This is a genomic window from Planococcus wigleyi (assembly GCF_014836985.1).
Taxonomy (GTDB): Bacteria; Bacillota; Bacilli; order Bacillales_A; family Planococcaceae; genus Planococcus; species Planococcus notacanthi.
This window is the reverse complement of the sequence record NZ_JACSPU010000006.1, coordinates 30,003-54,575: the sequence shown is the minus strand read 5'-3', so window position 1 is coordinate 54,575 and position 24,573 is coordinate 30,003. Positions and strand designations below refer to the sequence as shown.

Sequence of the window (24,573 nt, the reverse complement as noted above, 5' to 3'; positions counted from 1 at the left end):
TGTCAAACTGAAATTGAATCAACTACATAATTTGGAGGGGTCAAGATGAGCACACCAGCAGAACTTCGTTATTCTAAAGAACATGAATGGGTTAAGATCGAAGATGGCAATGCGCGTATCGGAATTACTCATTTCGCACAGGCTGAATTGGGGGATATCGTATTTGTTGAACTTCCACAAGTTGGCGATGAACTGAAAAAAGACCAGCCTTTCGGCAGCGTTGAATCCGTTAAAACAGTTTCGGAATTATATGCACCAATCAGCGGCAAAGTGATCGAAGTCAACTCCGAGCTTGAAGACAGCCCGGAATTCGTCAACGAGTCACCTTACGAGCAGGCATGGATGGTGGTTATTGAAGCCCCTTCTGAAGAAGAAATCAGTGATCTGATGAATGCTGATCAATACAAAGAAATGACCAACGAATAATTCCCGGAAAGCGCCTTTAATTTGGCGCTTTTTTTATTTGCGCCAAAGACGGAGAGAGTTGTGAAGAACCCCTATTCACTAGGTATCGAGTCCAATCTCTTGAACTAACCGTGCACCAACTGGTTTTTGAAAAGCTTATTTGTGGAATAACTCAATATAAAGGGGTATATTTCAACTTATATAGAAACAGCTTTTGAACTTATTCTATATTCGATGGGGTGAGTGTTATGGGAAAGGTGATTGTTGTGGAAGGGCTCAGTGATAAGACGAGAATTGCACCGCTCATTGCAGAACCCGTGACGATTCTTTGCACAAATGGTACAGTAAGTCCAACGAGACTTGAAGAATTGCTGCTGCCATATGAAGGCCAGGACATCATTATATTAGTGGATGCAGACTCTTCAGGAGAAAAATTGCGGAAGCTGGTCAAGCGTGAGTTCCCTGAAGCCCGGCATTTTTATGTGAACCGGAGCTACAAGGAAGTCGCAGCAACGCCGCTCCGGATCCTGATGGATGTGCTCATCTCAGCGAATGTCCAGGTCAATAAGCTATTAACAGAGGGATGAAGACGATGCAGGAATGGACTCATAAAGAATGGATCAAAGAAAAGAATACCAATCGCACTACCGCGTATTACTTATACACACCGATGTGCGGGACTTGTCAGGTAGCTTCCAAAATGCTGTCGGTTGTCACAGAACTATTGCCGGATCTTCCGATTGGCAAAGCGAACTTGAACTATGTACAGGAAATTGCAGGAATGTATGAAGTGGAAAGTGTTCCTTGCCTGCTGATTACAGAGAATGGGAAGCTCAAGGAAAAGATTTACGCTTTCCAATCGGTACCTTATTTATATGGCAAGTTGAAATCTGTTGACGAATATAGCCGGTCATGGTAAATTGAATTTCTGGTAAGAAAAGCGCGGGACTCTATTTGAAATAGGCGAAGCGTAAGATTTACCACCAATTAAAATCTATTCTGTTTTACTAATTTCATATCGAACTCTTATTAAGAGTGGTGGAGGGAAGTGCCCTATGAAGCCCGGCAACCGTCATGAAAATGAAATGGTGCCAAATCACACGAAGCGAAAGCTTTGGAAGATGAGAGATTGGTTTCCGTATAATATACGTTTGCCCTTCTGCTCAGTTATGCGCGGAAGGGTTTTTTATTTTTAGGATTCAGGGGTGTTCAACGAATGATCGAGTTAAAGAAAGTGACGAAAAAATTTGATACAGGCAAGGCGGTTCTTACGGCTGTCGACCAAGTTGATTTATCTATTGCTGATGGAGAAATATTTGGGATTATCGGATATAGTGGAGCCGGTAAAAGTACATTAATCCGCTTGTTGAATGGATTGGAAAAACCGACTTCCGGCACTGTGGAAATCAACGGAAAGGTAATTACGTCCATTAAAGGCGGGGAATTGCGGAAAGCGCGCCAAAAAGTCAGCATGATTTTCCAGCATTTCAACTTATTATGGTCGAGGACGGTTAAAGAGAACATCGAATTCCCTTTGGAAATTGCGGGAGTCTCAAAAGCGCAGCGTGGAAAACGGGTGCAGGAACTGATTGAGCTGGTTGGATTATCGGGCCGCGAAAATGCTTATCCATCGGAACTGTCTGGCGGACAGAAGCAGCGTGTCGGTATTGCCCGTGCGCTGGCGAACGATCCGGAAGTCCTATTATGTGATGAAGCAACTTCTGCACTTGATCCGGAAACGACAGACGCAATCCTAGATTTATTGGTCGATATCAACAAGCGATTAGGCTTGACCATCGTATTGATTACTCATGAAATGCACGTCATCCGAAAAATCTGTCATCGTGTTGCTGTAATGGAAGGCGGGCGTGTCGTGGAGCTCGGGGATGTTCTGAATGTTTTCCAATCACCAAAAGAAGAAATCACCAAACGCTTTGTGGCCCAGGTCACTGATAGTGGAGATTCACAGGAAACCATCAAAAACCTTCGTGAGTTGTATCCGACAGGCGAACTGGTGAAATTGGTTTTTGTCGGAGAACAAACCGAACAGCCAATTCTGACAAAACTGATTCGCAGCCATTCGGTGGAAGTCAATATCGTCCAAGGCAATATTTCGCATACGCAACGTGGAGCTTATGGAACATTGATTCTTCAGTTGAAAGGCTCTCCTGGTGAAATGGAAGAAGCTTTGGCATTTCTCCACTCAGAAGATGTTCAAACGGAGGTAATGCACAATGATTGATTCGTTATTCCCCAATGTAGATTGGGACAGTATGTGGGAAGCCACACTTGAAACTCTTTATATGACAGCTTTATCAACGTTGTTTACATTCATCATCGGTTTGGCTCTTGGAATCCTGTTATTTTTGACAGCTCCGAAGCAATTATGGGCCAATAAAGTGGTCAATTGGCTGACAGGTGCATTCGTTAATATATTCCGCTCCATTCCATTTATCATTTTGATTATTTTATTGATTCCTTTTACGTTATTCCTGATGGGTTCCATTCGGGGGCCAAACGCAGCTTTGCCCGCATTGATCATCGGCTCAGCTCCATTTTATGCACGCATGGTGTTGATTGCATTAAAGGAAATCGACAAAGGAGTCATCGAAGCAGCACGCTCTATGGGCGCGACGACCGGCACAATCATTTGGAAAGTGCTGCTGCCTGAATCGAAACCGGCATTGATTTCCGGAATTACGGTAACAGCCATCGCATTGGTCGGCTATACGGCTATGGCAGGCATCATCGGTGCAGGCGGCCTTGGGACATTGGCTTTCCTGGATGGTTTTCAGCGCAGCCGTGAAGACGTCACATTGATGGCGACGATCCTAATCTTGATCATTGTGTTCGTCATTCAATATATTGGTGATTTGGTAACAACAAAAGCAGATAAACGGTAATTGCGGATTTTCCGTTCCATAAACTAAAACACAGCAAAAGGGAGAGATAAAGATGAAGAAATTTGTAGTAGGAACAGCGTTGACAGCTTTAGTACTTGCAGGATGCGGAAATGGCGGAGCGGGTGAAGAAGAATCTAAGACTTTGCGTGTTGGTGCTTCCAATGTACCCCATGCTGAAATTCTAGAGCAAGCACAGCCACTTCTTGAAGAACAAGGAATCGAATTGGAAATTGAAACATATCAGGATTATGTCCTCCCTAACGAAGACTTGGAGTCTGGTGAAATTGATGCCAACTACTTCCAGCATATTCCGTATTTAGAATCACAGGTAGCGGATCATGGCTATGAATTCGAAAATGCTGGCGGAATCCACATCGAACCAATCGGAGTCTACTCACAGGATTACGCATCTCTTGATGAACTTCCAGAAGGCGGTACGATTTTGATGAGCAACTCGGTAGCGGATCATGGGCGTATTCTGTCACTGCTTGAAGCTGAAGGTTTGATCAAATTGGCTGAAGGCGTTGATAAAACAGCTGCTGAAGTAAGCGATGTTGTTGAAAATCCTAAAAATCTTCAGTTTGACGCGAACTATGAGGCAGCCCTGCTGGTTCAAATGTATGAATCCGGTGAAGGCGATGCTGTCTTGATCAATTCCAACTATGCCATTGATGCAGGAATTAGCCCGTTGGAAGATTCAATTGCACTTGAATCATCAGAGTCGCCTTATGTAAACATTATTGCTGTTCGCGCTGGCGATGAAGAGAATGAAAATGTAAAAGCATTGGTAGAAGTTTTGACATCTCAGGAAATCCAGGATTTCATTCTGGAAGAGTGGGGCGGAGCGGTCGTACCAGTAGATTGATTTTAAAAAGCATCTTTCGGGATGCTTTTTTATTTTTGGTGAAATAATAAAAATATTCCGTAAATTAATGTATAACTTACATTTTGTCTTAGTCTGTGCTACTTTTGAATAATAAAAAAGAAGCATTTGTTCATATGAGGAGGACAATTTCGTGAAATTCAATTTTGGTTTATTGCCGAGAATCATTGTGGCAATCGTTTTAGGTGTCCTTATTGGATTAGTTGCACCGGAAAGTATGGTGCGGGTTTTCGCTACCTTTACATCGCTTTTCGGAAATTTCCTAAACTTTGTGGTGCCGTTGATCATTCTTGGGTTCATTGCTCCAGGTATTGCGAAATTAGGAAAAGGTTCAGGCAAATTACTGGGGATGGCTACTGGTGCAGCATATGCGTCTACCATCATAGCAGGCGTGTTAGCTTTTTTTGTGGCAGTTACAGTCTTGCCTAATTTTATGCAAGAAGGTTCTTTAAGTGGCATGGAAGATCCGGAAAAGGCATTAGCAGCGACGTTCATTACATTAGACATGCCCCCTGTCTTTGGTGTGATGTCTGCACTGATTCTCGCGTTCTTGCTCGGTATCGGCATGGCGTCAACGGGCAGCAAAGTTATGGTTTCGTTTTTTGATGAATTCCAGGCGATTATTGAAAAGACAATTTCTTATGTCATCATTCCTCTTTTGCCATTTCATATCTTTGGTATTTTTGCGAACATGGCGTATGGCGGAGCCGTATTTGAAATTCTGTCATTGTTTGCGATTGTCTTTGTCATGATCATCATTCTGCATTGGGTAATGCTATTGCTGCAGTATTCAACAGCAGGAGCATTGAAAGGAAGAAATCCATTTATCCTACTAAAAACCATGATGCCGGCTTATTTTACAGCTCTAGGAACGCAGTCTTCAGCAGCGACTATCCCGGTGACGCTTCGCCAGGCACGCAAATCGGGTGCCAATGAACGGGTAGCGGACTTTACAGTTCCTTTGTTTGCGACGATTCATTTGTCAGGCAGTACCATTACTTTGGTGTCCTGTGCCATCGGTGTCTTATTGTTGACGGGCGGAACCCCAGTGTTCAGCGATTTCTTTCCATTCATTTTAATGTTGGGCGTTACGATGATAGCAGCTCCAGGAGTTCCGGGAGGCGCTGTTATGGCAGCAATCGGATTGCTGGAAGTCATGCTTGGATTTGACCCTACTATGGTGGCGTTGATGATCGCCCTTTACATGGCCCAGGACAGCTTTGGAACAGCTGCCAACGTCACGGGTGACGGCGCTTTGGCACATATTGTAGATCGTTTTACAAATGGCAAGAAAAGTTTGCAATAATTAAGCGATTCTGGAGATTGCGGCTATTTCATCTAGTCTATTCTATTGGTAATTTCTGTGCTATTATAACGGAGATATTACACAATAGGGGGAAACATCATGAAGAAATTTGCAGCAATCGCGTTAACTGCCACCGTTTTTTTGGCGGCATGTGGAACAGATGAAACATCCGATACGAAAGAAGCGACTGCAGACTCAGGCGTTTCTGAAACGGACAAAGATGTAAAGCAAGAATTGATGAAGTTTTATATGGCCATTCCAAATACGATCAATGCAGTTGACGGCGATTTGAATTTGTTTGAAATGGGCCAAGCTGAAGGTACATTGCCAGAGGGTGAGGAACTGCAGACAATGAAGGATGCAGCTATCCTATCTGCTGAAAATGCGGCAGATGCTGTAGAAACCTTAGAAATTCCAACAGCATTGGAAGGTCAGCAAGAACAAATCGAAACAGCATTTACAGCGATAATGGAATCTTATGAGATGAAAGCCGAAGCATTGGCGAAAGACGCTTCTTTTGAAGCAGCTGACAAAAAGTTTGGTGAAGCGGATGCTTTGTTAAATGAATTGTTGGTGGAGCAGGATTTAGCCCCTTCGAGCGTCTACAATGAAGTTTCACAGTAAATAGATTGAACCCCAGACATTCACTTGTCTGGGGTTTTCTGATATTGGTAGATTAATAAGGAAATAGTTCTATTTTCAGATTAATTAGACAATAGCCGTGTTTATATGGTTGTTGATGGGGTATACTTACAAACGTAATCCTAAATCCCAAAAGATTGAAAGGAATGGTTCATTATCGAATCGCAAGGAATTGAAAAGACGGAGAAAATGGAACAGGCATTCAGAAACGCACATGGTTTCGGAATTGACGAGTACCAAAATGACCCTGACAAAATCATCGAAGTAGAACAGCGCCGTGAACAGGATTATCAGCTAGGCCAAAAAGTAGCCAGCCAAATCGAACGGCAGGTACATCGAGACTAAACATATAAAAACGGAACCAGCATCCTCGGATGCTGGTTTTTTATTGATACGGATTCTCATTTAGATACCTTTTATTGAAAATATAGAAGCATGACAGTTGTCATACAGCGCTTTTAGAAAATACTAGGAAATACAGTATTCTAAAATGTTTTGCTTAAACTTTTGAAGCAGTTTAATGATTTGCCAGTAAGGTGAATATGGGTTAAGATTAGAATGATACTAATTAAGAATGCTTTGCCATTCAAAATTAACTTTATGGAGGTATTTACATGTCAACTTTGGTCATTAAAGATTTACACGTTAAAATCGAAGACAAAGAGATTTTAAAGGGTGTAGACTTAACAATTAATACAGGTGAAATACATGCAATCATGGGGCCTAACGGCACAGGGAAATCTACTTTAGCATCGGCTATCATGGGGCATCCAAAATATGAAATTACTCAAGGATCTATCACTTTGGACGGCGAAGACGTTCTCGAGATGGAAGTTGACGAACGCGCACGCGCTGGCCTTTTCCTAGGTATGCAATATCCAAGCGAAATTTCTGGAGTGACTAATGCTGACTTTATGCGTTCAGCAATGAACGCACGCCGCGAAGAAGGCGATGAAATTTCATTGATGAAATTCATCCGCGAGTTGGACAGCAAAATGGAAGTGCTTGATATGCAGGAAGATATGGCACAGCGTTACTTGAACGAAGGCTTCTCAGGCGGGGAAAAGAAACGCAATGAGATTCTTCAATTGATGATGATCAAACCGAAATTCGCGATTCTGGATGAGATTGACTCTGGTTTGGATATCGATGCATTGAAAGTTGTTTCAGAAGGCATTAACCAAATGAGAAGCGAAAGCTTTGGCTGCTTGATCATCACTCATTATCAGCGTTTGCTGAACTACATCACTCCTGACCATGTCCATGTAATGATGCAAGGACGCGTAGTCAAATCAGGTGGAGAAGAACTTTCTCACAAACTTGAAGCTGAAGGCTATGACTGGATCAAAGCTGAACTTGGCATCGAAGATGAGACTGTAGGACAACAAGCTTAATTGGAAGGGGCAACTAACGTGACGGTTGAAACAAATCTATCAATAACCGAGCAGGAAGTACGTTCCTTCTCGGCTTCTAAATCAGAACCTGAAGAGTTTACAAACTTGCGTGTTCAGGCGCTTGCAGCTGCAGAAACATTGCCGTTGCCAAAACCTGATAAAACAAAAATCACTGCCTGGAACTTTACAGAATTTCCGGTTCATTCAACAGAGAGTTCAACTTACTCATCGCTTACAGAGCTGCCTGAAGAGGTTCAGTCTCTTGTTGACTTGAAACAGAAAAGCTTGTATATCCAGCATAACAATACACCAGCCTATTTAGCATTGCCTGAAGAGCTGAAAGCACAGGGAGTTATCTTGACAGATATCTTCACAGCGATTCGTGACCATGCAGATCTTGTTGGGAAATACTTTATGAATGAGGCAGTAAAAGCTGAAGAACATAAATTGACATCACTTCATGCAGCTTTATTAAACGGCGGAGTATTTCTTTATGTTCCTAAAAACGTCATAGTTGAAGAACCTGTACAAGTGGTATTCATTCATGACAATGAAGATGCTTCGCTGTTCAACCACGTGTTGGTGGTAGCAGACACAAGCAGCCAGGTGACTTACGTTGAAACCTATATCTCCACTGTTCCGCACGCGAACGGATTGGCGAATATCGTTTCTGAAGTCATTGCGGAAGATAATGCAAAAATCACTTACGGCGCAGTAGATGTATTGGCTGAAGGATTTACTGCTTACATCAACCGCCGCGGAGTGGCAAAACGCGATGCGACGATTGAATGGGCACTTGGCATGATGAACGACAGCGATACCATCTCTGAAAATACAACTTACCTGATTGGCGATAACTCAACAGGCGATACAAAAACAGTGGTAGTTGGAAGAGGGTCCCAGAAACAGAACTTTACAACAACTGTAAGGCATTGGGGCAAAAATTCAGAAGGCCAGATCTTGACTCACGGCGTGATGAAAGAAGCCGCATCTGCTATTTTCAACGGGATCGGTAAAATCGAACACGGTGCATCAAAAGCCAATGCCGAACAGGAATCGCGTGTGCTGATGTTGAGTGAAAAAGCACGTGGAGACGCTAACCCGATTCTTCTAATCGATGAAGATGACGTAACTGCAGGACACGCTGCATCAGTCGGACGTGTTGATCCGCTTCAATTGTATTATTTGATGAGCCGAGGCATTACAAAACAAGAAGCTGAACGTCTTGTTATTCACGGCTTCCTGGCACCGGTTGTCCGTGTATTGCCAATCGAAGGCGTTAAAAAGCAATTGACGGAGGTTATCGAAAGGAAAGTCCGCTAATGATCAACCAAGAGATAAAAAGCTATTTTCCGATACTCAACCAAGAAATAAATGGGCATCCGCTTGTTTATCTGGACAGTGCAGCCACTTCACAGAAGCCGGTTCAAGTGATCGAAGCCATGAAGAACTACTATGAGTTCGACAATGCCAACGTACATCGGGGCGTCCATACGCTCGGGAACCGTGCAACTGAAAAGTACGAAGGCGCGCGCGACAAAGTCCGGAAATTCATCAACGCCAATTCAACGGAAGAAATCATTTTCCTGCGGGGAACGACAACAGCCATTAACCTTGTTGCGCAAAGCTACGGCCGAGCCAATGTGAATGAAGGCGATGAAATTGTCATCACCTACATGGAACACCATTCCAATATTATTCCGTGGCAACAATTGGCGAAAGAACGTGGAGCCATTTTGAAATATGTTGAACTTGAAAAAGATGGCACGATTTCCTTGGAGCAGGTTCGCGCTGCTGTAACCGAACGGACGAAGATTGTTTCGATGGTCTATGTCTCGAATGTTCTCGGCACTATGAACCCGGTCAAAGAAGTCGCTCAGATCGCCCATGAAAATGGAGCGGTTATGGTTGTCGATGGCGCTCAAGCAGCACCGCATCTGAAAATAGATGTACAGCAGCTTGACTGTGATTTCTTTGCTTTTTCCGGCCATAAAATGTGCGGCCCTACAGGGATCGGCGTTCTTTATGGCAAAAAAGAATTATTGAACAACATGGAACCGGTGGAGTTTGGTGGAGAAATGATTGATTTTGTCGGATTGTACGATTCGACTTGGAAAGAGCTGCCCTGGAAGTTTGAAGGCGGTACACCTATTATTGCAGGTGCTGTCGGATTAGGCGCAGCGATTGATTTTCTCAACGAAATCGGCTTAAATGAAATTGAGAAACATGAGCACCAAATGGCTGCTTATGCGATGGATAAAATGGGCGGCATCGAAGGACTGGAAATCTACGGTCCAGCTGATCCCCAGCATCGGGCAGGCATCGTCACCTTCAACTTGAACGATGTCCATCCGCATGATGTTGCCACTGTCCTTGACATGAGCGGTATTGCGGTTCGTGCAGGCCATCACTGTGCGCAGCCTTTGATGAAATGGCTGGAAGTTACAGCTACAGCACGCGCAAGCTTCTACTTATACAATAGCGAGTCAGATGTTGACCGCTTAGTGGAAGGTCTGCGTTCAGCAAAGGAGTATTTCAACGATGTCTTCTAATTTAGATCAATTATACCGACGCGTCATTATGGACCATTACAAAACGCCCCGCAATAAGGGCACAATTGAAAACAACAGCGTCAATATCGAGATGAACAATCCGACCTGTGGAGATCGCATCCATCTGACTTTGCAGGTCGAAGACGGCATCGTCAAAGATGCGAAGTTTGACGGTGAAGGATGTTCGATTTCTATGGCTTCAGCTTCGATGATGACGCAGGCAGTTAAGGGGCAGGAAATTGATACGGCATTACGGCTTTCCGGCATCTTTTCTGATATGATGCTTGGCAAAGAGTACGATGATTCGATTGACCTTGGTGACATTGAAGCATTGCAAGGCGTCTCTCAGTTCCCGGCCCGTATTAAATGTGCGACTTTAGCTTGGAAAGCCATGGAAAAAGGCGTGCAAAACGAAGAAAAATCGTAACACAGAACGGAGGAACGACGATGGCGAAAAAAATGCCGGAAATCGGTGATTATAAATATGGGTTCCACGATAAGGATGTTTCAGTTTTCAGATCCAAACGTGGACTTACTGAAGATATTGTAAGAGAAATTTCGAAGATCAAAGAAGAACCGGAATGGATGTTGAAATCCCGTCTGAAAGCATTGAAATTGTTTTACTCAATGCCGATGCCACAATGGGGTGGAGATCTGGGTTCGTTGAACTTTGATGAAATTACGTATTACGTAAAACCATCTGAAGCAAGCCAGACTTCTTGGGATGAAGTTCCTGAAGAAATCAAACGCACATTCGACAAGTTGGGCATTCCAGAAGCAGAGCAAAAATATTTGGCTGGTGTATCGGCTCAGTATGAATCTGAAGTGGTTTACCACAACATGAAAGTTGAATTGGAAGATATGGGGATCGTCTTTAAAGACACCGGTGCCGCTCTTCGTGAAAACGAAGACCTGTTCAAAGAATACTGGCAGTCGGTCATCCCGGCAGCTGACAATAAATTCGCTGCATTGAATACTGCAGTATGGTCTGGTGGATCTTTCATCTACGTGCCTAAAGGCATCAAAGTGGAATCTCCTCTACAGGCTTACTTCCGTATCAACTCTGAAAACATGGGTCAATTCGAACGTACATTGATCATTGTCGATGAAGGCGCAAGCGTACATTACGTGGAAGGCTGTACAGCTCCTGTCTACACAACGAATTCACTCCACTCAGCGGTAGTTGAAATCATTGTGAAGAAAGATGCATATTGCCGTTACACGACCATCCAGAACTGGGCGAACAACGTCTATAACCTAGTGACCAAGCGTGCATTTGTTGACGCTAACGGTACAATGGAATGGATCGATGGCAACATCGGATCGAAATTGACAATGAAATACCCAGCTGTTTACTTGAAAGGCGAAGGCGCACGCGGCATGACGTTGTCGATTGCAATCGCCGGCAAAGGACAACATCAGGATGCTGGAGCGAAAATGATCCATTTGGCTCCTAATACATCTTCTTCTATTGTTTCGAAGTCAATCTCGAAACAAGGCGGTAAAGTTTCGTATCGCGGAATCGTGCACTTCGGCCGCAAAGCCGATGGCGCTCGTTCAAACATCGAGTGTGATACATTGATTATGGATAATCAGTCTACTTCTGATACCATTCCATACAATGAAATCCTGAACGACAACGTATCTTTGGAGCACGAAGCGAAAGTTTCGAAAGTATCTGAAGAGCAATTGTTCTACTTGATGAGCCGTGGCGTTTCTGAACAGGAAGCAACAGAAATGATCGTAATGGGCTTTATCGAACCATTCACGAAAGAACTTCCAATGGAATATGCGGTTGAAATGAACCGTTTGATCAAGTTCGAAATGGAAGGCTCGATCGGTTAATAGATTAATCCAAAACCCTTGGCATGACATTGTTCATGCCAAGGGTTATTTTTATTTCTTTCAGGGGAATAAGAGGCGATTGCTGGATTCTTCAGTTTTAGGGTCTACAGAATGGGTATAGGAACTAAGAGCTTAAATTTAAAAGGAGGAATGTAGAACATGAGTCAAACATTCGATGCATTGAAAGAAAAACTAAGCAATGCAGATTTAGGACAGGCGAAAGAAGTCATGGAACAAGCCAAACAAGCATATGAAGACGGGAAAATCGATGAAAACGAAAAGAAAGAGCTTTTCGAATCGGCTAAATCCGTAATTGGCGGAAAAGGGCTAGGCGGATTATTTTAAGTCATTAAGATAAAACTTCTTAACCGATGAAAATAGTGAATAGGAAAAAACCCGGCGCATTGGTGCCGGGTTTTTTCGGATTGCCGAAAACCATTGCCAACTTTTTCGGACCGCACTACAGTTCGTGTTCTATCAGAAACTTTGGCACAACGATGGAAAATCCATATAAACGATTGCCAATTCCGACGAACGACCAGAAAGCGGCAAAGCCTTTTGCCCAGTTATCTTATTCGGATATTTTCCGTCATTACAAAAACAGCGTTTCTGCATGACCAATGGGATTTTTAACAAGAGAAGAGACACAGCAGAAACGGATTTCCTGTGAAACGAAGGCTTTTAGTATTTAATATTCTTCAACGCTTCGCGTTTACTGAGCGGCATTAGGGAGTGCTCGAAAACGAAAGTCCGAACCCACTCCAAATCTGTTTTAGCATACTCGCGCAATGCCCAGCCAATGGCTTTTTGAATGAAAAATTCAGAAGAACCAGCGTGCTTCAAAATGATTTGGCTGAGTGCTGCAGGATCGGTATCTTGCTTATATTTTAATTGATGGAGAATGGCAGCGCGGTTTGTCCACATATTTTCTGCTTTTGACCATTTAAGCATATGAAGAGTTCCGGCAGCGCGTTCTGTTTGAATAACATGCCCCAAAGTTCGCGGTGCAATGGCGTCGACGCTGTCCCACCAGGATTTGCTTTCAATCACTTGCTGTAAAAACGGCAGGTCCTCCAAAGTCAGCTGCGTTTTCATTTTTTCAAGCACAGCAATGGCGGCGTATTGGTACTCGCGCTCCGGCAACTCATAAAGTTTCCATACCTCTTCGGTTAAATGCCTGCGTTCGGGCAAATGGAATTCGCGGAACTGCTGATTCAATAAAGCTTTTCGCAAAGGTGTTTTAATGCCTAAAAAAGCAAATTGATTGCGCATATAAGCAGCCATTGGTGCGGCCATTTCCATGTTGCGGTGAGCTTCGAACTTATTTATAATTCCTTTGGAGTCCCAAGGCTGTTTTTCCATCAAATCAACCTCCCAAGTCTTTTGTGAAAGTGTAGCATACCCAAAAGCAGGGAACTGAATAATAAGAATAGATTCCCTCAGTTCTGCTTAATCTATCGGCAGAAATCTATTATAAAGACGCTGGTTTTTTTCTATGCTATCATAAAATAATAACGAAAAAATGGAGGCGGGACAATGATCTATGTAGGTTTGACGGGTTGGGGAGACCATCCGGATGTCTATAGCCCAGGCTCAAAGAAAACAGAAAAATTGATTGATTACAGTGCACATTTTCCAATCGTTGAATTGGATTCCTCTTTCTATGCTGTACAGCCCGAGCGGAATATCCGCAAGTGGATTGAGGAAACTCCTGATCAATTTCAGTTTGTGGTAAAAGCCTATCAGGGCATGACCGGCCACCAGCGGGGAGAGAATCCATTTGAAACGCGCGATGAGATGTTTGATGCATTCAGCAAATCCATTCGTCCATTGAAAGAAGCCGGTAAACTGGCGATGGTGCTGTTGCAGTTTCCGCCATGGTTTGACTGCCAAAAAGAAAATGTCGACCAGCTTCGTGAAATAACGGAGCGACTGAAGGAATTTGATATGGCTATCGAGTTCCGCCACCAATCCTGGTATGCTGAAGGGATGAGCGAAAAGACATTGGAGTTTCTGCGAGAAAACCATCTGATCCATTCAGTCTGTGATGAACCACAGGCAGGGGATGGTTCCATTCCCCTTGTTCCGGTGTCTACACGTAAAGACAAAGTCTTGCTGCGTCTTCACGGCCGTAATGTGCACGGCTGGCTCAATCCGGGGCACGGCCAAAAATGGCGTGAAGTACGCTATCTCTATGATTACAATCAAAAAGAATTAGAAGAAATAAGCCGCGCCGTAAAGGCTTTATCCGACACCACAGAAAATGTTTATGTCATCTTCAATAATAATTCGGGAGGTCATGCGGCAGGCGACGCCAAACAGTTTCAGGAAATGAATGGTTTGGCATTTGAAGGCCTTTCGCCGAAACAAATGGATCTGTTTGAAGGTGGATTTTAATGGTTTTTATCGTCATGGCGCTTGTCGGAATCGTTTCCGGTATCGTAGGCGCTTTGATTGGTTTAGGGGGAGGTGTCATTCTGGTTCCGGCACTATTATTTCTTGGAACAGGCTTTGCTTTTTTCCCTGAATTATCTCCTCAACAAATTGTTGGCTTATCCGTTATTATGATGATTTTCACTGGTCTGTCTTCAACCTTGGCTTATATGAAAGTCGGAACGGTCGATTACAAAAGTGGTATTATTTTCTTTGCAGGCAGTGCGCCGGGAACGGTAATCGGTGCTTTTGTCAATAAAAACCTGGATCTTCCTTCATTCAATCTTTATTTCGGCATTCTTTTGGTCCTGCTCTCTTTGCTTTTATTGATTAGAGATCATTTGAAGGAAGTCCATTGGTTTGTCGATAACGGGCGCCAAACGACTTTTATAGATAAGCAGCAGAAAGAATATATATATGGTTACCCTATTTGGTTTGCTTTGCTGCTGACCTTTTTTGTGGGGTTTGCTTCAGGGCTTTTCGGAATCGGTGGAGGATCCATCATTGTCCCTGCCATGATTCTATTGTTTTTGTTTCCGCCTCATGTGGCGATCGGAACATCGATGTTCATGGTCTTTTTATCAGCCATCATCAATTCCATCACTCATATCTCATTGGGGCATGTGCCATGGATCTACACAGCGGCAGTAGTCCCAGGTGCATACATTGGTGCGAAACTCGGAGCTCGGCTAAACAAGCACCTTAACTCCGAAACGTTGGTCATTATTTTACGTCTAGTGCTCCTGGTTCTGGGGCTTCGATCGATTTACGAAGGAATATTTAGTTCTTAAAGAGGTGTTTTCATGAGCGAAACCATTCATATTTACCATACCAATGATTTGCATAGCCATTTCAAGAATTGGCCGCGCATCAAGTCTTTTCTCGCTGAGCGGAAAAACTGGCATGAAGAGGCTGGCGATGTTTGTTTGATTCTGGATATTGGTGACCACGTTGATCGCTCGCATCCGTATACGGAAGGAACAGCTGGCCAGGGTAATGTGCTTTTACTTAACGAAGTGAATTACGATGCCGTTACTATCGGCAATAATGAAGGCATCACCTTGTCCAAGGACGAACTCAATGATTTATATGTTGAAGCGGATTTTGAGGTAGTGGTATCGAATTTATTTGACTTGCAAGGGCGCCGGCCGGATTGGGCAAAGCCTTTCCACGTTATTCATACAAAAAATGGCACACGCATCGGACTGGTGGGAGCGACTGCAGAATTCACCCCCTTTTATCAGAAACTTGGCTGGAAGATCACCGATGCAAAACAATCGATTATAGAAGCAGTAAAGGAAATTGAAAACGAAGTGGATCTAATCGTCTGCCTGTCTCATCTTGGTGTTAAGGAAGATGAATTATTAGCCGAGCTTTGTCCACAGATCCACCTTATTTTAGGTGCTCATACCCATCATATTTTTCATGACGGGAAGTGGCAAGGAAATACGCTGATGGGGGCTGCTGGTAAGTTTGGTTTTTATATCGGCCATGTCACTGTAGAGGAGCAGTTTGAGAAATCTTCTGCACAACTGATCGAGACTTCCCAACTAAGAAAAGTGGAGGAAGGATTTGATGAATTCCTGGTCGAGCAGGGAAAACTGCAATTGGGGGAACTGGTCTTCCACAGCACGAAAAGCTTAAAAGCAGAGTGGTTTAAAGACTCCGAGATGGGCCTACTATTCGGGCAGGCATTGATCGAATTTACGGAAGCAGACTGTGCGCTTTTTAATGCTGGAATTTTTATGCAAGATATGCCGAAAGGTGCTCTGACTCGCTATGATTTCCATAAAATGCTGCCACATCCGATCAATCCGTGTCTTGTCGAACTGAGTGGAGCGGAGTTGAAAGAAATCTACCTGCAATCGCTGAATGCGGAATGGCCACAGCTTGAATTAAAAGGAATGGGATTCCGTGGTGTGGTTTTTGGGAAGATGCTTCATATGAATATGGAGATAACTGATCACCATTTTTATATCAATGGACAGCTGGCGATGCATGACCAAATCTATAAACTGGTGACGTTGGATATGTTGACATTCGGTTATTTTTTCCCGAGTTTAAAGAGAGCGCCTAAAACGTATTTCATGCCTGAGTTCCTGCGGGATGTTTTCAGTCAGTATTTTCACAGCAAAGCCCTTAAGTAGAAGGAATGTTCAGACTAAAAAGGCATTTGATTTTGTCAGTATTTTGGGCTATGCTAACAAAGAAATATATATTGGTGGGTAGAGGCTGCAGAGCTGATCAGTAGGATGTGCGAGTTTGACCGCGTTGACCGCATCTGAAAGGAAGTTTTGCCGAAATCGATTTTCTGGGGTCTCCGGAAATTGGATTGGGATCATTCTGAACAAGAATGATACTGTCATTTAGGCGGAAGCGTAAATGGAGGGCTACAGGGTTGTTTGATGTGTATCGCACAGACGAATTGTAGAAGGCTGACTGATCCAACTGGAGAGGTCGGCCTTTTTTGTCTCATTTTTCACCCATCAAAAAATAAGGAGGAGTTTTCATGGAGAATACGATTTTTTCGATTTTGCCGCCGATTATTGCAATCGTTATGGTGTTATTGACACGCCGTGTCCTGTTGTCACTGGGGACAGGTATTGTCGCGGCAGCCGTAATTTTGACTTGGTTTGCACCAATTGATGCTTTACAGGAGCTTGTCAAATCATTTACGATCATTTTTTGGGACGAAGGCTTTAACGCTTATAATGTCTTTATCATTCTTTTTCTTTTATTGCTTGGCATCATCACCGCATTCGTCAGCTTATCCGGCGGCAGCCATGCCTTTGCTGAGTGGGCTTCGACACGCATCAAGTCAAGAAGAGGCGCAAAAGTCCTTACAGTGGTTTTAGGCATCGTCATCTTCATCGATGATTATTTCAATGCTTTGGCTGTCGGACAGGTTGCACGCCCAATCACCGACCGCTACAAAGTTTCACGTGCGAAACTTGCCTATTTCATCGATTCGACTGCAGCGCCAGTTTGTGTAATCTCGCCAGTTTCAAGTTGGGGAGCTGCAATCATAGGGATTGTTGCTACGATCTTGGCTGGCCAGACTTTTGTGGAATATTCCGCTTTAGAAGCCTTCCTGTGGATGGCACCGATGAATTTCTATGTAGTTGCTTCGTTGGCGATTGTTTTCTTTGTAGCTATCCGGGATGTGGATTTCGGGGAAATGAAGAAACACGAAGTGCTGGCAATTACAAAGGGACAGCTTTTTGACCCTAAGAAAACCATACCGGGTGAAATGAAAGAAGAGTTCCCTTCGCATTCTTATGGACATGTAAGAGACCTATTGCTTCCAATTCTATTGTTGATTGTCGGTACTGTAGGCGCGATGTTCTGGACGGGTTATCAGAATGCTGGACAAGTTTTCGATATTTGGTTGATTTTTGAAAATACCGATGTTCCCGCTTCCCTGTTAGCAGGCGGAATTTTGGGTGCATTGACGTCGATCATTCTATATGTTCTGCAGATGAAAAAGAACGAAACAGCTACTGTTGGATGGATTGGAAAAGGCATCTGGGCTGGCCTTAAATCAATGATAGGAGCCGTACTCATTTTAGTCTTTGCCTGGTCTTTGACTTCTTTGATCGGTTCTCTTGAAACTGGCGCTTATCTAGCGGGTGTGGTTTCTGATGGCAATATTCCAACTTCAATTCTGCCAGTCTTATTATTTGTTCTCGCAGGAATCATGGCTTTCTCAACAGGAACTTCATGGGGTTCATTCGGCATCCTGTTGCCGATTGCTGGAACCATTATGATTGAAGCGGAACCTTCGCTGCTGCTGCCGGCGCTATCCGCAGTCTTGGCGGGAGCTGTGTTTGGAGATCATTGTTCACCTATTTCCGATACGACGATTTTGTCTTCAACTGGAGCGGGGAGCAATCACATGGACCATGTCTTAACGCAGATACCGTATGCATTAACAGCTGCAGTCATTGCTGCAATAGGGTATATTGTCATAGGTTTGACCGGTTCTTTGCTGCTGTCATTAGGAACAGTGGCTTTGGTGCTGGCAGTGTTATTCATTGTCTGGTCACGACGGACAACTATTATTGAAAAACAACAAAATGCTTAAGTAAAAGAAGGCAGAGAAGCTTATTCTCTGCCTTTTTACTTTTGCTGCAATAGTTTTTTTAGAAAATATTTTGATTTCATCTTTACATTAAAGGAGCCTCTCGGTATACTATTTCTAGATTAACTAATAATCTGAAAATAATCAAAATTCCTATTTTTATGTAAATAAAATGGGAGAAAACAAAGGGGGAAGAGAGATGGAACGTTCGCAATGGGGTACACGTGCCGGCTTTATCATGGCTGCCGTCGGCTCTGCAGTAGGTCTTGGGAACATATGGCGTTTTCCGTATGTTGCGTATGAAAATGGCGGGGGTGCATTTTTCATACCGTATCTATTTGCATTGTTGACTGCAGGGATACCGATTCTTATACTTGAATTTACCATTGGCCATAAGTATCGCGGGTCAGCACCGTTGTCATTCTTTAGAATGGGCGGCAAGAAGTTGGAATGGATGGGATGGTGGGCTGTCTTTGTGTCCTTTATCATATCTGTATATTATGCTGTAATCATCGCCTGGGCAATGCGCTATACTATATTTTCTTTCAATCAGGCATGGGGTACGGATACACAAGATTTCCTGTTCAATGATTTTTTACAGCTGACAGTTCAACCGGGACAGACCGGCGGAATTGTCTGGGGTGTATTCATTCCATTGGCATTGGTGTGGATCATTACATTGGGGATTCTGCTGGCAGGTGTTAAAAAAGGAATTGAACTGGCCAACCGGATTTTCATTCCGACATTGGTGGTCATTTTCCTTGCTGTTGTAATTCGAGCGGTCACATTGGATGGCGCATTGACAGGATTGGAAGCCTTCTTCCAACCAGATTTTGATGCCATACTGAATCCGACGGTTTGGGTAGCGGCCTATGGGCATATTTTCTTCAGTTTATCAGTAGCATTCGCTATCATGATCACATACTCAAGTTATCTTCCGAAAAAATCAGATATCACAAATAATGCATTTATCACAGGATTCGCCAACTCTGCTTTTGAATTATTAGCAGGGATTGGAATATTTGCAGCTCTTGGATTTATGGCTGCTCAGCAGGGCGTCGCTGTAGGTGATGTCGCAACTGCAGGCGTCGGTCTTGCTTTTGTGGTTTTTCCACAGATCATCAATGAGTTTCCAGGATTCAATGGCTTGTTCGGGACTCTGTTCTTCTTGTCTCTGACACTTGCGGGTTTGACTTCATTAATATCAATTACTGAAACTTATGTCGCTGGATTCTCTGAGAAATTTGGAATTTCCCGTAACAAAGCGGTGTTATTCGGAGGCGGACTTGCTGCTTTGATTTCGATTCTGTTTGCGACACAAGGTGGATTGTACTTCCTGGATCTGGCAGATTACTTCATTAACCAATTTGGGGTTGCAGCAATCGGATTAGTGGAAGTTGTGCTGGTTGTTTGGGTCTTCCGCAAAGCGGATCTTCTCAAAGGCCATGCCAACGAAATCTCGGATATCCGACTTGGCGCCTGGTGGAAATTCAGCTTAGGAATCATTACGCCAATCGTTCTGGGTTATATGATGTTTGGACTTTTGAAACTGAATATCCTGAAAGAGTTTGAAACGGAAACCGGAAATTACGAAGGATATTCCGATATGTTCACCTTAGCAGGTGGTGTGGCTGTTGCTGCAGCTGCATTGATCTTTGGAATCCTCTTCTCTATCGGTAAATGGCATAAAGAACAAGGCGAATATGACGAGCGCAATTAAAAGGGGGAGCTTCATATGACAGTAAGTTCGATTGTCGTCATGATTATTGGGATGGTCATCATTTGGGGTGGCTTAGCTGCTAGCATCATTCATGCAGTTAGAAGCAGCAAAAAGAATAAAGCAAGAGATGCTGCAAATAACGTTTAATTTAAAGGCCCGGAAACTCCTAGTTTCCGGGTTTCTTTATGCTTTCATGGCAGTAGGTGAGCTTGTGAGGAACATGCCTTTATGATACATTTGGAATAGAACCGGATTCCATCCATAAATCAGATAGATAGGGGACGATGTGCGTGTCAACAAAGCAGGAACATCTTAGAAAGCCCGATTGGTTAAAGATTAAACTCAATACCAATGAAAACTATACCGATTTGAAGAAAATGATGCGAGAAAATAACTTGAACACAGTCTGTGAAGAAGCAAGGTGTCCGAATATCCATGAATGCTGGGGAACGCGGAGAACCGCTACGTTCATGATCCTCGGTGCCGTCTGTACAAGAGCATGCCGTTTTTGTGCAGTGAAAACCGGGTTGCCGAATGAGTTGGATCTTCAGGAGCCGGAACGGGTAGCCGCTTCTGTAAAAATGATGAACCTGAAACATGCAGTCATCACGGCGGTCGCACGTGACGATTTGAAAGATGGCGGCTCTGCTGTGTTTGCAGAGACAATACGTGCGATTAAACGAGCCAACCCATTTACAACTGTTGAAGTCCTTCCATCTGATATGGGTGGAATCTATGAAAATCTGGAACGGCTGATGGATGCTAAACCGGATATTTTGAACCACAATATAGAAACTGTGCGCCGTTTGACGCCAAGAGTCAGAGCACGAGCCAAGTATGACCGGTCACTGGAATTGCTGAAGCGTTCGAAAGAATTGCATCCGGATATTCCAACAAAATCATCTTTGATGATCGGTTTAGGGGAGACCAAGGAAGAGATCATTGAAGTCATGGACGATCTACGTGCTAACGATGTGGATATCATGACGATTGGCCAATACTTACAGCCCACAAAAAAACATTTGAATGTACAGAAATATTATTCGCCGAAGGAATTCAAGGAATTTTGGGAAATTGCGATGGCCAAAGGGTTCTCGCATTGCCAGGCAGGTCCTCTGGTGCGAAGCAGCTATCATGCGGATGAGCAAGTCAATGCAGCTGCTAAAGAGCGTCAGCGACTCGGAGAAGAGCAAGCAGCTGCTATAAACAGCTAATGGATGGTGAGGAAAATGATTACACTGGAACAGTTGAACTATGAAATACTGATCGATTACCGGGAAGGTTTCAAAGAAGAGGCATTAACTGCCCGCTATAGCGAAATTCTTTCGAAATACGATTATATCCTGGGGGATTGGGGTTACGGCCAATTGCGGTTAAAGGGCTTTTTCGAAGACACTAACCACAAAGCAACCTATGATACGAAAATCAGTACACTGCAGGATTATCTCTATGAATACTGCAATTTTGGCTGCGCCTATTTCGTTATCCGGAAAACCGGTAAAGCGGTAATGCCGATTGAAGAATCAGAACAGCAGGCTCCCGAAGCGGACGTATAATCCGCCGGGGGTTTTTTCATGCAATATGATATGATTAAAGTAGAAATGAAAGATTTTTAAACGCCTATTGGAGGGTTTTTTATGTATTTTATTGACCGCAACAACATCACTGAAACGATTCAGTATATGAATTCTTTATTGAAGCATTACGAAAGCCAAGAACAGTGGACTTCGTTCGGCGACCAGCTGGCATTGGAACGGATTGGAGCGAACATCATCGAGTCGATTATTGATGTCGGCAACTCCATGATTGATGGATTTATCATGCGCGACCCTGGAAGCTACGATGATATTATCGATATATTGGTGGACGAAAAAGTGATTACAGAAGAAATGGATCAACCGCTGAAGCAGGTTATTACATTGCGGAAAATGCTGGTGCGGCAATTTATGAAAGTTGATCACCAGGCCATTACGAATGCAATCGATGAAAACCTGGAATCGTTGAAAGCATTTGGCCCGAAAGTCGAACATTACCTGGTTCATGAACTGGGGCCTGTTTCAGCATTTATACCGGAGACGAAGGATGGCAATTAAAACGTATCAAGCTTATTGCCTTGATTTGGATGGGACAATTTTTCGTGGATCGGAAGCGGTTGAAGAAGCGGCAGGTTTTGTCGAACGGCTGCAGGAAAAAGGTGTAGAGCCTTTTTTTGTTACAAATAATGCATCCATGACGCAACAGCAGCTAAAAGACAAAATGGCTGGCTTCGGAATCCGGGCAAAAAAAGAACAGATCATTTCCTCTGCGATTGCTGCAGCAAAATACATCAAACGCTGGTATGCCGGAGATACAGTCTATATGATCGGTTCAGATGGTTTGGATCAAGCATTGCGCCAGGAAGGTTTGACGCGGGTAGGCGATCAGGCGGGAATCGTGCTGATGGGGATTGACCGCAATATTACGTACGACAAGCTGGCAACAGCCTGCCTGCAAATTCGGAATGGGGCAGTCTTTTTATCGACCAATCAGGATTTGGCTTTTCCTTCTGAAAAAGGGTTACTGCCCGGAAATGGGGCATTCACAACTTTGGTAGCCGCTTCGACTGGAGTAGATCCCGTTTATATCGGAAAACCGGAGATGCATATGCTGGAAGCCATTCAGCTGGAGTTCGGTTTCGACAAACAGGATATGGTGATGGTCGGCGATAACTACGATACGGATATCCAGGCGGGTATTCGTTTTGGGATCGACACGGTCCATGTCAATACCGGTGTCAGCCGGATGGAGGAAGTGCTGAGAAAAGAACAGCCTCCAAACTTTGCGATTGAAAATCTTGGATTTTGGGAGATATAAATTAAGGCAGTCTTATATTTTCCCGAACTTCCTGCTATGGATGCCGCTGGCTTTGACAGCTTTCAAGGCAGCAAAAAAGCCGTTTTTCAACGGCTTAAAACAAAGGGTTCTCCTCTATGAATTCATAGACTTTTTTCGTCAGTTCATCTGGAGAGTCCGCTTCAACAATCTCTCCGTTAACCAGGGCATAAAGAGACTCGGAACATTTTGTGCAATAGCTTAAACAGCCGTATTCCAAAACGTCGAGATTGGGATCCCGTTCGAGTTTTTCAAAAGAATCTTGTGCGCCATTGGCAATATTGCTGATGCAAAATTCTACAATCGGTTTCATTCTAAGTCACCTCACTACAACGAAATCCTACCTTTTTTCGCAGCTGGAGTCAATTAATTGATTTCTAGTAAAAGCATTGTGAAAGTTATCACAATCAGCTATACTCATATTTGAGAAATTGATGCGACAGACGAAAATTAAAGGAGATTTTTATGCGAAAACTAGTCTTACTTGGAGGCGGTTACGGCAATATGCGGATTTTGCTTCGTTTATTGCCAACCAACCTTCCTCAGGATACAGAAATCATTTTAATTGACCGGACACCATTCCATAGCATGAAGACCGAGTTTTATGCATTGGCTGCTGGAACAGAAGCTGATCATGAAGTCCGTGTTCCTTTTCCGGAACATGAGCGGTTGAAAGTGGTAAATGGCGAAATCCTGGAAATTGGCCTGCAGGAAAAATGCATTTTCATGGAAAGCGGCGAACGCGTTGCCTATGACGATTTGGTGATCGGACTTGGTTGTGAGGACAAGTATCATAACGTACCGGGAGCGGATGAGTTCACTTTCAGCATTCAGACGATCGGCAAATCCCGTGCAACTTACCAAGCATTGCTTGGTCTTCCTTCAGGCGCTGTAGTCGGTGTTGTTGGAGCGGGGCTCAGCGGAATCGAGCTTGCCAGCGAATTGCGTGAAAGCCGAAGCGATTTGAAGATTAAGTTGTTCGACCGCAGTCCTCGGATCTTGCGTGATTTCCCTGAACGCTTGAGTAACTTTGTGAAAAAATGGTTCGAGAACCACAACGTTGATGTAGTATCAAACTCCAACATCACAAAAGTTGAACCGAACCTTCTTTATAACCATGAAGAGACGATTCCAGTTGATGCTGTTGTTTGGACAGCGGGAATCCAACCAGTCAAGCCGGTCCGTGACCTTGGTCTTGAGAGCGACAATAGCGGACGGATCGTCATTAACCAATATCATCAGCTGCCGAACGATGAACATGTCTATGTTGTCGGGGATTGTGCCGCATTGCCGATGGCACCTTCAGCCCAATTGGCGGAAGAACAGGCTGAACAAATTGTGAAGATCTTGAAAGCGACATGGAAAGGTGAACCATTGCCTGAAACCATGCCTGAAATCAAACTTAAAGGATTCCTTGGCTCTTTGGGCAAAAAACAAGGCTTCGCTTATTTGGCTGATCGCACAGTTACAGGCCGCATCGCCCGATTAATGAAGTCCGGCGTATTGTGGATGTATAAATGGCATAATGGATAATGAAA

28 protein-coding genes and 2 riboswitches are annotated in these 24,573 nt (G+C 43.8%); of the genes, 26 read left to right on the top strand and 2 right to left on the bottom strand.

From position 1 onward, the window contains the following. Positions 1–45: 45 nt before the first annotated feature. From gcvH to H9630_RS16000, 15 genes are all read left to right on the top strand, one after another. Complete coding sequence (gene gcvH, locus H9630_RS16070) at positions 46–426, top strand: glycine cleavage system protein GcvH (RefSeq protein WP_191716528.1); 381 nt, start codon at positions 46–48, stop codon at positions 424–426. A gap of 227 nt (positions 427–653) precedes the next feature. Next, complete coding sequence (locus H9630_RS16065; protein WP_191716527.1) at positions 654–992, top strand: toprim domain-containing protein; 339 nt, start codon at positions 654–656, stop codon at positions 990–992. Positions 993–997: 5 nt separating this feature from the next. Next, on the top strand, positions 998–1,324 hold the full coding sequence (locus H9630_RS16060) for a thioredoxin family protein (RefSeq protein WP_191716526.1): 327 nt from the start codon (positions 998–1,000) through the stop codon (positions 1,322–1,324). A gap of 104 nt (positions 1,325–1,428) precedes the next feature. Continuing rightward, positions 1,429–1,533, top strand: a riboswitch (SAM riboswitch). Between the two features lie 88 nt (positions 1,534–1,621). Beyond that, positions 1,622–2,647, top strand: a complete 1,026-nt coding sequence (locus tag H9630_RS16055; protein WP_191716525.1) for a methionine ABC transporter ATP-binding protein — start codon at positions 1,622–1,624, stop codon at positions 2,645–2,647. Further along, the gene (locus tag H9630_RS16050) at positions 2,640–3,308 is read left to right on the top strand and encodes a methionine ABC transporter permease (protein WP_191716524.1); all 669 of its coding nucleotides are present in this window, start codon (positions 2,640–2,642) and stop codon (positions 3,306–3,308) included. Before H9630_RS16055 ends, H9630_RS16050 begins: the two co-directional genes overlap by 8 nt. A 52-nt stretch (positions 3,309–3,360) precedes the next feature. Next, the gene (locus H9630_RS16045) at positions 3,361–4,173 is read left to right on the top strand and encodes a MetQ/NlpA family ABC transporter substrate-binding protein (protein ID WP_191716523.1); all 813 of its coding nucleotides are present in this window, start codon (positions 3,361–3,363) and stop codon (positions 4,171–4,173) included. Between the two features lie 151 nt (positions 4,174–4,324). Then, positions 4,325–5,497: a dicarboxylate/amino acid:cation symporter gene (locus H9630_RS16040; RefSeq protein WP_191716522.1), complete on the top strand. Its 1,173-nt coding sequence runs from the start codon at positions 4,325–4,327 to the stop codon at positions 5,495–5,497. A gap of 99 nt (positions 5,498–5,596) precedes the next feature. Further along, the gene (locus H9630_RS16035) at positions 5,597–6,121 is read left to right on the top strand and encodes a hypothetical protein (protein ID WP_191716521.1); all 525 of its coding nucleotides are present in this window, start codon (positions 5,597–5,599) and stop codon (positions 6,119–6,121) included. Between the two features lie 207 nt (positions 6,122–6,328). Continuing rightward, positions 6,329–6,484, top strand: coding sequence for a hypothetical protein (locus H9630_RS16030; protein ID WP_191716520.1), 156 nt, complete (start codon positions 6,329–6,331; stop codon positions 6,482–6,484). Between the two features lie 263 nt (positions 6,485–6,747). Then, complete coding sequence (gene sufC, locus H9630_RS16025; RefSeq protein WP_290186712.1) at positions 6,748–7,533, top strand: Fe-S cluster assembly ATPase SufC; 786 nt, start codon at positions 6,748–6,750, stop codon at positions 7,531–7,533. A gap of 18 nt (positions 7,534–7,551) precedes the next feature. Then, positions 7,552–8,856 (top strand): Fe-S cluster assembly protein SufD, encoded by a 1,305-nt coding sequence (sufD, locus tag H9630_RS16020; RefSeq protein WP_191716518.1) that lies wholly within the window; start codon positions 7,552–7,554, stop codon positions 8,854–8,856. Next, positions 8,856–10,085 (top strand): cysteine desulfurase, encoded by a 1,230-nt coding sequence (locus tag H9630_RS16015; protein ID WP_191716517.1) that lies wholly within the window; start codon positions 8,856–8,858, stop codon positions 10,083–10,085. Before sufD ends, H9630_RS16015 begins: the two co-directional genes overlap by 1 nt. Beyond that, complete coding sequence (gene sufU / locus H9630_RS16010; RefSeq protein WP_191716516.1) at positions 10,075–10,512, top strand: Fe-S cluster assembly sulfur transfer protein SufU; 438 nt, start codon at positions 10,075–10,077, stop codon at positions 10,510–10,512. Before H9630_RS16015 ends, sufU begins: the two co-directional genes overlap by 11 nt. A 20-nt stretch (positions 10,513–10,532) precedes the next feature. Then, a complete protein-coding gene (gene sufB, locus H9630_RS16005; RefSeq protein WP_191716515.1) occupies positions 10,533–11,930 on the top strand; it encodes a Fe-S cluster assembly protein SufB in 1,398 nt (465 codons plus the stop codon). 159 nt (positions 11,931–12,089) lie between these two features. Then, the gene (locus H9630_RS16000) at positions 12,090–12,275 is read left to right on the top strand and encodes a hypothetical protein (protein WP_191716514.1); all 186 of its coding nucleotides are present in this window, start codon (positions 12,090–12,092) and stop codon (positions 12,273–12,275) included. A gap of 336 nt (positions 12,276–12,611) precedes the next feature. Here H9630_RS16000 and H9630_RS15995 read toward each other — a convergent pair whose 3' ends face one another. Next, positions 12,612–13,292: a DNA alkylation repair protein gene (locus tag H9630_RS15995; protein WP_191716513.1), complete on the bottom strand. Its 681-nt coding sequence runs from the start codon at positions 13,290–13,292 to the stop codon at positions 12,612–12,614. 174 nt (positions 13,293–13,466) lie between these two features. Here H9630_RS15995 and H9630_RS15990 point away from each other — a divergent pair, with 174 nt between their 5' ends. The 10 genes from H9630_RS15990 to H9630_RS15945 all read left to right on the top strand — a co-directional run bounded on the left by H9630_RS15990 (position 13,467) and on the right by H9630_RS15945 (position 23,017). Beyond that, positions 13,467–14,327, top strand: coding sequence for a DUF72 domain-containing protein (locus H9630_RS15990; RefSeq protein WP_191716512.1), 861 nt, complete (start codon positions 13,467–13,469; stop codon positions 14,325–14,327). Further along, a complete protein-coding gene (locus H9630_RS15985; RefSeq protein WP_191716511.1) occupies positions 14,327–15,154 on the top strand; it encodes a sulfite exporter TauE/SafE family protein in 828 nt (275 codons plus the stop codon). The genes H9630_RS15990 and H9630_RS15985 overlap by 1 nt, the downstream gene beginning before the upstream one ends. Positions 15,155–15,166: 12 nt before the next feature. Further along, the gene (locus tag H9630_RS15980; RefSeq protein WP_191716510.1) at positions 15,167–16,510 is read left to right on the top strand and encodes a bifunctional metallophosphatase/5'-nucleotidase; all 1,344 of its coding nucleotides are present in this window, start codon (positions 15,167–15,169) and stop codon (positions 16,508–16,510) included. A 71-nt stretch (positions 16,511–16,581) separates the two neighbouring features. Beyond that, positions 16,582–16,764, top strand: a riboswitch (Lysine riboswitch). Between the two features lie 108 nt (positions 16,765–16,872). Further along, positions 16,873–18,447, top strand: coding sequence for a Na+/H+ antiporter NhaC family protein (locus tag H9630_RS15975; protein ID WP_191716509.1), 1,575 nt, complete (start codon positions 16,873–16,875; stop codon positions 18,445–18,447). A 196-nt stretch (positions 18,448–18,643) separates the two neighbouring features. After that, positions 18,644–20,164: a sodium-dependent transporter gene (locus H9630_RS15970; protein ID WP_191716508.1), complete on the top strand. Its 1,521-nt coding sequence runs from the start codon at positions 18,644–18,646 to the stop codon at positions 20,162–20,164. 15 nt (positions 20,165–20,179) lie between these two features. Then, the gene (locus H9630_RS15965; RefSeq protein ID WP_191716507.1) at positions 20,180–20,311 is read left to right on the top strand and encodes a methionine/alanine import family NSS transporter small subunit; all 132 of its coding nucleotides are present in this window, start codon (positions 20,180–20,182) and stop codon (positions 20,309–20,311) included. Positions 20,312–20,454: 143 nt separating this feature from the next. Continuing rightward, complete coding sequence (gene lipA / locus H9630_RS15960) at positions 20,455–21,378, top strand: lipoyl synthase (protein WP_191716506.1); 924 nt, start codon at positions 20,455–20,457, stop codon at positions 21,376–21,378. A gap of 15 nt (positions 21,379–21,393) precedes the next feature. Next, the gene (locus H9630_RS15955) at positions 21,394–21,720 is read left to right on the top strand and encodes a YutD family protein (RefSeq protein ID WP_191716505.1); all 327 of its coding nucleotides are present in this window, start codon (positions 21,394–21,396) and stop codon (positions 21,718–21,720) included. Between the two features lie 81 nt (positions 21,721–21,801). Further along, positions 21,802–22,257: a DUF86 domain-containing protein gene (locus tag H9630_RS15950; RefSeq protein ID WP_191716504.1), complete on the top strand. Its 456-nt coding sequence runs from the start codon at positions 21,802–21,804 to the stop codon at positions 22,255–22,257. After that, complete coding sequence (locus H9630_RS15945; protein ID WP_191716503.1) at positions 22,247–23,017, top strand: TIGR01457 family HAD-type hydrolase; 771 nt, start codon at positions 22,247–22,249, stop codon at positions 23,015–23,017. The genes H9630_RS15950 and H9630_RS15945 overlap by 11 nt, the downstream gene beginning before the upstream one ends. A gap of 94 nt (positions 23,018–23,111) precedes the next feature. Here the strand turns inward: H9630_RS15945 and H9630_RS15940 are convergent, their stop codons facing one another. Continuing rightward, positions 23,112–23,348, bottom strand: coding sequence for a YuzB family protein (locus H9630_RS15940; protein WP_058385862.1), 237 nt, complete (start codon positions 23,346–23,348; stop codon positions 23,112–23,114). 152 nt (positions 23,349–23,500) lie between these two features. Between H9630_RS15940 and H9630_RS15935 the strand changes: the two genes are divergently transcribed. Beyond that, complete coding sequence (locus tag H9630_RS15935; RefSeq protein WP_191716502.1) at positions 23,501–24,568, top strand: NAD(P)/FAD-dependent oxidoreductase; 1,068 nt, start codon at positions 23,501–23,503, stop codon at positions 24,566–24,568. The last annotated feature ends 5 nt before the right edge of the window (positions 24,569–24,573 follow it).